This is a genomic window from Cloacibacillus sp. (assembly GCA_036655895.1).
Taxonomy (GTDB): Bacteria; Synergistota; Synergistia; order Synergistales; family Synergistaceae; genus JAVVPF01.
This window is the reverse complement of the sequence record JAVVPF010000050.1, coordinates 1-8,836: the sequence shown is the minus strand read 5'-3', so window position 1 is coordinate 8,836 and position 8,836 is coordinate 1. Positions and strand designations below refer to the sequence as shown.

The 8,836-nt window shown below is 47.9% G+C and carries 9 protein-coding genes; 8 read left to right on the top strand and 1 reads right to left on the bottom strand.

Annotated elements, in window-relative coordinates; all coding sequences use genetic code 11:
- A partial coding sequence (locus tag RRY12_11790; protein MEG2185354.1) for a sodium-dependent transporter occupies positions 1-892 on the top strand: 892 nt, incomplete at its 5' end.
- Between the two features lie 715 nt (positions 893-1,607).
- On the opposite strand, the gene RRY12_11785 is transcribed toward RRY12_11790, so the two are convergent.
- On the bottom strand, positions 1,608-2,507 hold the full coding sequence (locus RRY12_11785; GenBank protein MEG2185353.1) for a MurR/RpiR family transcriptional regulator: 900 nt from the start codon (positions 2,505-2,507) through the stop codon (positions 1,608-1,610).
- A gap of 308 nt (positions 2,508-2,815) precedes the next feature.
- Between RRY12_11785 and RRY12_11780 the strand changes: the two genes are divergently transcribed.
- The 7 genes from RRY12_11780 to RRY12_11750 all read left to right on the top strand — a co-directional run.
- Positions 2,816-4,297, top strand: a complete 1,482-nt coding sequence (locus RRY12_11780) for a sodium/proline symporter (GenBank protein ID MEG2185352.1) — start codon at positions 2,816-2,818, stop codon at positions 4,295-4,297.
- 286 nt (positions 4,298-4,583) lie between these two features.
- Complete coding sequence (locus tag RRY12_11775; GenBank protein MEG2185351.1) at positions 4,584-4,907, top strand: (2Fe-2S)-binding protein; 324 nt, start codon at positions 4,584-4,586, stop codon at positions 4,905-4,907.
- A gap of 3 nt (positions 4,908-4,910) precedes the next feature.
- Complete coding sequence (locus tag RRY12_11770; GenBank protein MEG2185350.1) at positions 4,911-5,999, top strand: FAD-dependent oxidoreductase; 1,089 nt, start codon at positions 4,911-4,913, stop codon at positions 5,997-5,999.
- Positions 5,999-6,502, top strand: coding sequence for a 4Fe-4S dicluster domain-containing protein (locus tag RRY12_11765; protein MEG2185349.1), 504 nt, complete (start codon positions 5,999-6,001; stop codon positions 6,500-6,502). The genes RRY12_11770 and RRY12_11765 overlap by 1 nt, the downstream gene beginning before the upstream one ends.
- Positions 6,503-6,829, top strand: a complete 327-nt coding sequence (locus tag RRY12_11760; protein ID MEG2185348.1) for a (2Fe-2S)-binding protein — start codon at positions 6,503-6,505, stop codon at positions 6,827-6,829.
- Positions 6,826-7,992, top strand: a complete 1,167-nt coding sequence (locus RRY12_11755) for an FAD-binding oxidoreductase (GenBank protein ID MEG2185347.1) — start codon at positions 6,826-6,828, stop codon at positions 7,990-7,992. The genes RRY12_11760 and RRY12_11755 overlap by 4 nt, the downstream gene beginning before the upstream one ends.
- A 78-nt stretch (positions 7,993-8,070) precedes the next feature.
- On the top strand, positions 8,071-8,836 hold a 766-nt coding region (locus RRY12_11750), incomplete at its 3' end, for an ornithine cyclodeaminase (protein ID MEG2185346.1).

The following is an 8,836-nucleotide window of genomic DNA, read 5'->3' as shown; positions in this document are numbered from 1 at the left end:
CTTCAAAAATCCAACGATGTGGCTTGAAGCATTCACTCAGTGCGTATGGCAGGCCGCGCCGGGACTGGGGCTAATGCATTCCTACGCAATATATATGAGTAAAGACGAGGATATCAGCCTTAACTGCACACTGGTTCCATTCTCTGTGACTTCGGCCGCCCTGTTGTGCGGTATGACGGTCGTTCCGACCATATTCGCGCTCTCTCCCGATCCGATGGGGGCGATAGCCTCCGGCAATACGGGAATGACATTCATCCATCTTACTAAACTTTTCACCGTAATTACAGGCGGCAGATATCTTAGCATAATGTTTTTCCTTGCGCTTGTAATAGCCGCCTACACATCGTCCATTTCGATGGTGGAAATGACGACGCGCATCATTCAGGACGCGGGCATAGAGAGAAAAAAGGCCATCGTATACGCCGGTACAATCCTTTTGGTGCTGGGTATTCCCTCTGCGCTTGATATAAACTTTCTCAATAATCAAGACTGGGTCTATGGCGTAGGAGTTCTTATCAGCGGCCTTCTTCTGGCGTTCGCCGCGATAAAGATCGGGCTTGGAAAGATATGGAACGAGAGTATTGGGCCATGCTCTGACTTGGATGTCCCCTATATCTTTAAAAACATCTATGCCGTGCCTTTTCTCTTCGTAGCTATCATGGGCATGTGGGCATATTCAACGGTCCAGAGCTATCCTGGTGAGTGGATGAATTGGCTCCCCATTTCGAAATACACCTACTCTCTGGGGACGCTGCTTTATCAATGGGCATTCATGTTCTTAGTGGCATTTGCGACTAACAACTACGTAGCCAAGATAATGAGCAAGGGGTTTTTAAATCCGATATATTTGGAGAATAGCGGAGAGGTGGCCGAAGCTAATGTGGAAAATTAACGCACTGGTTTTATTGAGCGCCGTATGGGGGTTTAATGTCTACCTTCTTTGGAAGGCAGCGTCAGATAAAAAGTAGGCTCCCCTGCTTACTTAATAAATGAGAGCCATGTATTGCAAGTGCATGGCCCTCATTTTTATTTCATAATATATCGTTTTGTAATGTGGCTTTTAATGCCTGTAACACTTTAATGCACGAGAATGTATTATGTCTATAAATAATATGTGTAGTTTAATTATATGGCTACAAATATTTTTTCTACGGTTAGGCGTGTAAAAAAGCGCTATACTGGTTATACAAAGATCTCGTTCTTAAATTCACTTGTAATGGAAATAGATTGGAGATGAAGGATATGAATAACAAAGAATTCACAATGGCTAAGACTATGTCATCTACATGTATCACGGCGGTATTTAATGAGAAAATCGTTTTGGGCTCGCTGATATTTATAGTATCGTTTGTGCTCTTGGCCTATCTCTTGGGAAATGCTGATGTAGCTGTTAACCCGTTGGTTCCTAATCGACTTTTCTAAAAATGTTAGAGCTAGTGAGATTTTAAGAGATTAGAGCTGGCTTGACCACTTTGTTTTTTACTGTTTTGAAAAGCCGAGCTTGGGTTTGACGACCAGTCGCAGAATAATAGAATCTGCGACTGGTCGTCTTTTGACATAAGCAGCTATGAACACCTTGTATTTGTAGGGCAACTGAAGTGAAAATCTTAAAAATCGACTAATTCCAGCGAATCTTCTACATAATAGTTGTGTTCTTTTGTAAACCTATTGTATTCTTCAATTCTCTGTTTGATCTTGCGTTTATCCTTTAAGTGCAGACCGAACGTTAGCGAGTGGATCAAAGCCATGAATGCGGCATTGGTATCTATGAATGTGACGTATTTGACCGGTATTTGGAAAAAGATGTCGGAATACTGTACGATAGGGGCAAGAATGGAATTTGATATCCCTATTATTTTAAAATTCTTGTTTTTGATAATGCCAAGAATCTCCTGTGTTTCTTTTGGATAGCGCGGCGTAGTGAATGCGATGCAGACAGTTCCTTCTGGCATATCGTTTATTATGGCGGCCTCGGAGAGTCCTAGTTTCTCTATTATTTGTACTTTTGGGTGGATCACCTGTAATGCAAAACCTAGCGCCTGCGAACAGCATTTATTGGCCCCGCATCCTAGTATGATAATGGCGGGAGCGTCAAAAATCATATCAACCGCTTTTTGATGCTTTTTAGTGTCTATTTTTGAAAGGGTATCCCGCATCACCTGCATTTCAAGTGTAAATATAGCTTGGCATGTATCATCTGGAAATGTATATTTTTTGTGTTCCAAATCAAACTTGTCCATGCTGGTTTTTGGTTTGGAGGTGGAATCCACTTCTTTTCTAAGTGCTGCCATAAAATCCGGAAATCCGTTGTACCCCAGTTGAGAGACGAAACGCACCACCGTCGTTTCGCTGACATCTGCTAATGATGCCAATTCCGTCATGGTTATATAAGCTAGCGACATGTAATTTTTTTCAATATACATTGCGAGCTGGAGCTGTTTAGGGGACAGGATCCCACTCTTATCAGCTATTCTCTGAACCATCGACTTGTTAGTTTCCTTTGCCATTTATAAATCTCTCCGATTTTGTGTCTATATTCTTATTTAATATCTTTTATGTGCTATTTGTCAAGAAAAAATTAGTTGCGATTGTACGTCCTCTTATTTTAATATTCAATTCCATCAAAATACCACGGCAATAAAAAGAAGGATAATTTTCTTTTTTAATTATATATAATTGACAAATTTTCTTTATATATGTATCATGATATAAACCGGTGTTTAAGATAATCCCATGGGCCACGATATTAGTTTATTAGTAAGGTGGAATATTACAAAAATTAAGTGGGGGAGAGCTGACTGTGTAGAATACAACAATGAATTTGATGGTTCTTCTGGTTTATATGGGAGGGCTTATGGGTTTTGGTTTGTATCAGGGGATGAAGGTGAAAAACACATCTGACCTGAATATGGGTGGACGGGCTGTGCCTGGTTGGGCATGCGCGCTTTCGGAAAGAGCTACGGCCGAGTCGGCATGGTGTCTTGTTGGTTTTCCTGGCTTTGCCTATGCGAGCGGTATTGTGTCTGTATGGGTGGCTATAGGTCTTGCGTTGGGCAATATTTTTGCTTGGACCGCGTTGGCCAACAGAATGAGGAAAGAGGCAGATAAGTATGATGCGCAGACTTATGTGGACTGGATTGTAAAGCGCCATGCAAAGAGTAAGTCTGTGACTGCCATTAGGCTGTTTGGAAGTTTTGTTGTTATTTTCCTTTTCGCGTTTTATGTAGAGGCGCAGGTTATTGGGGGCGGAAAAACGCTGCACACGCTTTTTAACTTGCCAGTAGCTGTGGGGATAATACTGACGATGGTGGTCATAATACCATATACAGTTTGGGGTGGTTTTCAGAGTGTTGTCTATACTGACTGTGTGCAATCGATATTGATGATATTTACGCTGATTGTGGCACCTGTCTATGGGCTTTACTATATATCAGTGACTCCAGGCATGTATGCCTCCTCTGTTATAGAGGCGCTGAAACTAGCCGGCCCTTCGTTTATGGATTGGACTGCTGGCACTAAGGGCATTTTCGCGGGGTTTATGATAGCTAGCAATCTTGCTTGGATCATTGCTTATTTGGGCGGATGCCCCCATCTTACGGTACGTTTTATGGCAATGAAGGATGAAGCTGCTTGGAGAACTGGTCGAAATATAGCATGCGTGTGGACTGTGCTTGGCTATAGTGGCGCTATTTTGATTGGGCTTGTGGGGCTTGCGATTTTTGGTCCAAATAATATTGCGGATGCGGAAATGATAATGCCTTTGGTTGTTTTGAAAATATTCCCGCCCTTTCTGGCTGCTATATGCGTAACGGGGGCTATTGCCGCAATGTTGTCTACCGCAGATTCTATGCTTATCGTTACCTCCTCTGAATTTTCAGAAAATATACTTAAGCCTGTGATAATGAAAGGGAAGAAGCTTAGTCCCAAGAAAGAATTGTTTATTTCGCGATGTGTAACCGTGGTGGTTGGGCTGGCGGCGTTAGCGTTGGCGTTCCTGTTGCCGGCGAGTATGGTTTACTCAATAGTTTCATTTGCTTGGGCCAGCATGGGGAACCCGTTTGCAGTTGTTACCTGTATGACGCTGCTTTGGGATAAGTATACGGGGACTGCGGCTCTGTGGACTATGGTGTTTGGTTTCTTTGGAACGGTGTTGTGGCAGATTTCGCCGATGAATGCGTATCTTGATGCTCGCTTGGTTGGCGTGTTTCCTGCGCTACTCGCGGCATATTTTGTTTCTAAGCTTACATACGGGCATGACTGTGCGGTGAAAGCGGAATCTAAAGACGTTGTTAAATAATTGATTGCGAATAATTAATAATTGGCGGCCGTGTTGACGCTAGCAGTAGCGTCGATATGGTCGCCAAAAATTTGTCGTTTTGAGAAAAGGTAAAGAAGCACATTGTTGAAATAGAAGAATATTTTTCTTTTTTATAAAATAATGATTGACATTCTTCAGTATATCATATACTCTCTTATTATCAAGTTAAGAAAAAATAACGACGGCTTTTGGAATTTTATGTTATGAAATTGCCATATATAAAACATAATTCAGCAATAGCTCAACGATAAGGAGAGTGAGGTCAGTGCAATTAATCAACCAGCATCCCGTTCTTAATTATGAGCACGGGCGTAAGGTCAAGTTTGATTTTGACGGTAAGGAACTGGAAGGTTTTGAGGGCGAGCCTATCGCTATGGCTCTGCATTCCAATGGGGTCCACATCTATAGGGTGACTCCGGAAATGAAGCGTCCGCGCGGATTTTTCTGCGCGATCGGCAAATGCAGTTCCTGCTTTATGGTTGTTGACGGCGTCCCTAACGTGAGAACATGCGTCACGCCTCTGAAACAGGGCATGAAGATTGAAACCCAGCACGGCAAGGGCGCAGTTCCGATGAAAGAGGGGGCTTAACTCATGGGCGAAGTAAAAACTACCGACATCCTTGTTGTGGGCGGAGGAGCTGCGGGGCTGAGCGCCGCGGCCGAGGCGGCAGCCTGCGGCGCGAAGGTGACTGTGCTTGAAAGCGACCTTCACCTTGGAGGACAGCTTGTAAAACAGACGCATAAATTTTTCGGCAGCAAAGACGAACACGCCGGCACGCGCGGTTATAAAATATCCGGTCTGATCCTTGATGAGATAAAAGCGTGCGGCGATAAAGTCGAGGCGTTTACCAACACGGCGGCCATCGGCTATTACAAGAACGACGGGATCGTAACTGTGATGCGCGGCGAAGAGGAATACTTCAAGATCAAGCCGAAGAAGATGATCATGGCAACCGGAGCGCAGGAACGGATAATCCCCTTCCCGAACAATGACATCCCCGGAGTGTATGGCGCGGGTGCTGTGCAGACCCTGATGAATGTTTACGGAGTGGTGCCGGGCAAGCGCGTGCTTATGATAGGCGCGGGGAATATCGGGCTTATTGTAAGTTACCAGCTCATGCAGGCCGGCGTGGAGACAGCGGCTGTGCTTGAAGCGCTTCCGAAGATAGGCGGCTATTGGGTGCATGCGGCGAAGATACGCCGTCTTGGAGTCCCGATACTTCTTAGACACACGATAAAGGCCGCCTTGGGAACGGATATCGTAAACGGCGCCGTCATTCAGAATATCGACACCGGCGAACTTTCCCATATCGACTGTGACGTCATCTGCCTTGCGGTCGGGCTTACGCCGACCAATGAAATGCTTTGGCAGGCGGGATGTCAGATGAAGTTTATCCCTCAGCTCTGCGGCCACGTGCCGATGCGCGACCCGAAGCTGCGCACCAGCCATTCGGATATCTGGATCGCGGGAGACGCGGCAGGTATAGAAGAGGCGAGCGCTGCGATGGTGGAAGGGCGAATCGCGGGGCTTGCGGCGGCGGAATCTCTCGGTCTTACGGTGGACGCCAAAAAATTCGACGAATATCACGAAAGGTTGAGTTCTCTGCGCCGCGGCGAAGCGGGAGAGAAGATCAGAAGCGGACTTGCGCTGGCTCAAGTGACAGGGTGGGGTGACGAATAATGGATAAAGACAAACTTTTTTACAGCGGAGTTCTCACGGGAGAGTGTGTTGGCGCAGTCCTTCCTCCAAAGGAGCTGTGGGAAAACAAGAAGGGCGGACTTGTAATTATCGAATGTCCGCAGCGTATCCCCTGCAATCCTTGTGCTACAAGCTGCCCCGCGGGAGCGGTCAAGCCGTTTTCAGACATCAACGACAATCCTGAAATCGACTATACAAAATGCACGGGCTGCGGCCTCTGCGTTGCGAAGTGCCCGGGGCTTGCCTGTTTTGTTATCGATCTTACCTTTGCGCCGGACAAGGCCCTTATAAAGATGCCTCACGAACTGCTTCCGATCCCTGAAAAGGGCGCCAAAGTCTCCTGCCTTGACAGGACTGGCGAGGTGGTAGCTGAGGGTACGGTGGAGAATGTCACCGAACCATGGAAGGATTCTACAAAAGTTTTGCACGTATCTGTGCCGAAGGAATTTGTCGGCCAGGTCCGCGCGGTCAGGGTGGTGAAGTAGATGTCTTGCTGCTGTGGTCATGATCACTCAAATGTGGATTTTGAGAAGATGGAAGAGGATATCGTCGTTTGCCGCTGCGAGGAGATAACGCTTAAAGAGATCCGCGAATGGATCCCGCGCGGCTACGATACTTTTGACGAGCTCAAGCGTCTTTTGCGCGTAGGCATGGGGCCATGCCAGGGAAGGGGATGCAGAGACATCATCCTGAGGGAGATATCAAAGGTAACGGGCGTTCCCGTCTCAGAGATACCTTCGGGAACCATCCGCCCTCCTGTGAAACCGATAAAAAGCTGTCTGACTGCGCGTAAAGGAGGAGATTTCGAATGAGCTGGAAGAAAACGGCCGATGCCGTAGTGGTGGGCGGCGGCATGATGGGGATGGCTACGGCCTATTACCTTAAAAAGCTGGGCATGAAGGATGTCGTGCTCCTTGAGAAAAACACGGCGGCATCAGGCGCCACAGGACGCTGCGCCGCGGCGTTCAGAGCTACGTGGGGCGGAGAGCTCAACATAATACTGGGCAAGGCCTGCATAGAAAAGTACGAGCATCTTGCAGAAGAGCTCGGAATGGATATCGGACTCTACCAGAACGGCTATCTATTTATGGCCTATTCCGACGCGCAGCTTGAGAACTTCAAAAAATGTATAAAACTTCAGAATTCGCTTGGAGTCCCTTCAAGAATGCTCTCGCACGACGAAGCAAAGGAGCTTTGCCCGGGACTCAACGTAGAAGATGTAAAGGGTTTCTACTGGTATAAGCGCGACGGGCACGCCGACCCCATGCTTACGAATTTTGCGCATCAGGAGGCTGCAAAACGCGAGGGCGTCATCATCGAAAAGTTTACCGAAGTGACGGGCTTTAAGATGACAAGCGACGCGGTAAAGGGCGTCTGCACCAACAAGGGAAACATTGATACCGATATCGTTATCAACGCCGCCGGTTCCTGGTCCGGCAAGGTCGCCGCTATGGCGGGGCTCAGTATCCCCGTACACGGCGAACGCCATGAGATTTTCGCAACGGAGCCGGTTGATTTCAATGTCTGCCCCACATTCCTCATGAGCTACGACCCTGATTTCTACATGCAGCAGCGTCCGCACGGTTCGATAATAGCGGGCTGCGGCCCCAGCCGCTACCGCAATGAAGCGGCGCCGTTCAATGACTACGAGATGGGCGACAGCTGGAATTTCCTTGAATATATGACGGGGATATTGAACCATGTCCTTCCCCGCACAAAGGGCATACGCGTAGTGCGCCAGTGGTCCGGCATGTACGACATAACGCCTGACATGCAGCCCGTAATAGGCGAGGCCGACGAGCTCAAAGGGTTCTGGATGAACGTCTCCGGTTCGCGCGGCTTTATGTTCGGCCCCGTTGCCGGCGAGATGGTGGCGGAGCAGATTCTTTTCGGAAAGACGGAGCTGCCGATAGAAAAGTTCCATTGGAACCGTTATGCGCGCGGCGAATATCTGCTGGATACGGCAATAGCGTAAAAGATTCTTTAAGCAGCACAGTACGCAAAGCAAAGCAAAGCACAAAAAATATAAAAAATTTTTTAGGAGGTAATAACAATGGCGGGACAGGCAGTAAAGACATTGCTTCTATCACAGACGGATCTTATAGAAGTAGGCGTAATGAACATGGGTGATTGCATTGACGTTATCGAAGGAGTATTCAGCCTTATAGGAAAAGGCGACTACCTCATGGGCGGCCCCCTTGAAAACGAACACGGACAGATGATCTACTTCCCGGAGACAGAACGCTTCCCCGGTATGCCAGTAACAGGACCTGACCGTCGATTCATGTCGATGATAGCCTATCTCGGCGGCAAATATAAGATCTGCGGCGAGAAATGGTACGGCTCAAACCCGGCCAACACACAGCGCGGCCTTCCGCGTTCAGTGCTAACAACAATCCTGAACGACGCTGACACCGGATGCCCCTTCACAATAATGAGCGGCAACCTCATCTCCGCAATGCGCACTGGAGCTGTTCCCGGAGTCGCGGCCCGTCATCTGGCGCGCAAAGGCGCAAAGACAGTCGGCGTAATCGGCGGAGGCGTCATCAACAGAGCGGCGCTGCTTGCGATAAAGACGGCGGTACCAACGATAGACAGCGCGGTCCTTTACGACATCAACCTTGAAAAAGGCAAGAAATGGGCCGAGGACGAAAGCGCCAAACTTGGAATCAACGTAACAGTGACGGATAAAATAGAAGAAGCTGTGCGTCAGGCGGACGTCATCTCAATCGCGACGGGCGGCGGCGACTTCCCGCGCATAGAGACTGAATGGCTCAAGCCGGGCGTGCTCGTCACCTTCACCGGAGACGCGGACATGG

Bases quoted from the DNA above. Each gene is read 5' to 3' on its own strand.
- RRY12_11760 (MEG2185348.1), top strand. From the start codon at position 6,503: ATGTCTTGCTGCTGTGGTCATGATCACTCAAATGTGGATTTTGAGAAG.
- RRY12_11755 (MEG2185347.1), top strand. From the start codon at position 6,826: ATGAGCTGGAAGAAAACGGCCGATGCCGTAGTGGTGGGCGGCGGCATG.
- RRY12_11765 (MEG2185349.1), top strand. From the start codon at position 5,999: ATGGATAAAGACAAACTTTTTTACAGCGGAGTTCTCACGGGAGAGTGT.
- RRY12_11770 (MEG2185350.1), top strand. From the start codon at position 4,911: ATGGGCGAAGTAAAAACTACCGACATCCTTGTTGTGGGCGGAGGAGCT.
- RRY12_11785 (MEG2185353.1), bottom strand. From the start codon at position 2,507: ATGGCAAAGGAAACTAACAAGTCGATGGTTCAGAGAATAGCTGATAAG.
- RRY12_11780 (MEG2185352.1), top strand. From the start codon at position 2,816: ATGAATTTGATGGTTCTTCTGGTTTATATGGGAGGGCTTATGGGTTTT.